The sequence below is a fragment of the Vibrio sp. 1874 genome, from assembly GCF_033344395.1.
GTDB lineage: Bacteria > Pseudomonadota > Gammaproteobacteria > Enterobacterales > Vibrionaceae > Vibrio > Vibrio alginolyticus.
Genome location: NZ_JAWPOR010000154.1, coordinates 1 through 1,108 on the forward strand (window position 1 = coordinate 1; position 1,108 = coordinate 1,108).

The 1,108-nt window shown below is 54.7% G+C and carries 2 protein-coding genes; both read left to right on the top strand.

Annotation, left to right across the window (positions count from 1 at the left end):
• Nucleotides 1-2: 2 nt before the first annotated feature.
• Nucleotides 3-434 (top strand): hypothetical protein, encoded by a 432-nt coding sequence (locus R8N46_RS25270; protein WP_318189785.1) that lies wholly within the window; start codon nt 3-5, stop codon nt 432-434.
• Between the two features lie 10 nt (nt 435-444).
• On the top strand, nt 445-738 hold the full coding sequence (locus R8N46_RS25275) for a hypothetical protein (protein ID WP_001370730.1): 294 nt from the start codon (nt 445-447) through the stop codon (nt 736-738).
• The last annotated feature ends 370 nt before the right edge of the window (nt 739-1,108 follow it).

Consider the following 1,108-nt stretch of genomic DNA (forward strand, 5'->3'; position numbering starts at 1 on the left):
CCTTGGTAGCGACGGTCGTAGCTGCCGCCAATGGCTTGAGTTTTCTCACCCTTATGGCTGGTGGAATGACCCTTCTCCAGTTCATGGCTTGGAAGCAACAAGATGCTGTCCGGAGCCGGTTTAAAGCTGCGAAGGATGCGTTTGAAGCGTTGAACGTCATTGCGTTCGACAAGCACTGGGTAGGTTCAACCGCGACGGTCGCCAAAGTGTCGAACATGATCACTCCGCCCGAACGACTGGATAAGCCCTGGGCGGTGCAAGTTCTGGCCGTAACCAAAGGTGGGACGTGGTTCGCAGTGGATCTGCAAGTGACCGGCACTGACAAGGTTCAGATGCTTAGCCTCCACCAGCTTAGTGAAAAGGCGGCAAAGACCATGCTGGCCTTCGACCTCGAAGTGTATGAGAAATTTTTCGGAAAACCTGATGTTGCATGAGGACAATGTGATGGAAAAAGTCAAAAGCGTAGATGCCGTGGAGTTCACGGCAGCAGATAAGAAGGCGATGACCCATGCGGCATACGCCCAGTGTTTCTTCATTCTGGCCCAAGTGATGGCATTCCCTTCCCTGGGGGTGGCTGGCGCTATGGTTGCTGCTCTGTGCGGCATGATGCCGTGGTTGACCAAGTTCGCCAAAGAGGCTCCATCGAAAGCCTTTGGCATGGTGATGGCTTCACTCTGCCTTGCTCCTGTGTACGGGAAACTCTGTGAGCTGGTGGTCCACGCGATTCAGGGAGCTTGAGCTTATGGGGGTAGTACGAGTTCCCTACCTCTTGGCTGAGCTGAAAGAACGCGGATGTGCTGATGAATCTGCTCTGGCGCAGGTTATGCAGCCTGGATGCCGAATTGGAGAGGAAGACCTGCGGAAGTTGGCCGCAAATTTAGGGCTTGAAGTGTCCGAGCTGGCACCAGCGCCAGAGAACGCGGCCAACACCCGGTTCAAAGCAAAGCTGAGAGGAGGTTTGGCCTCCTTTCTTTTTGAGTACGACGGCTGTTTCCGACATGCAGAAGGCTCCAGCCATGCAGAAATGTTGGGTATCGAGCAAGAAGACGACATAGGTCTTCCGAGTCGAGCGGCGGTGGCCATGGCGTTGGAGAAGACGCTTTACCAG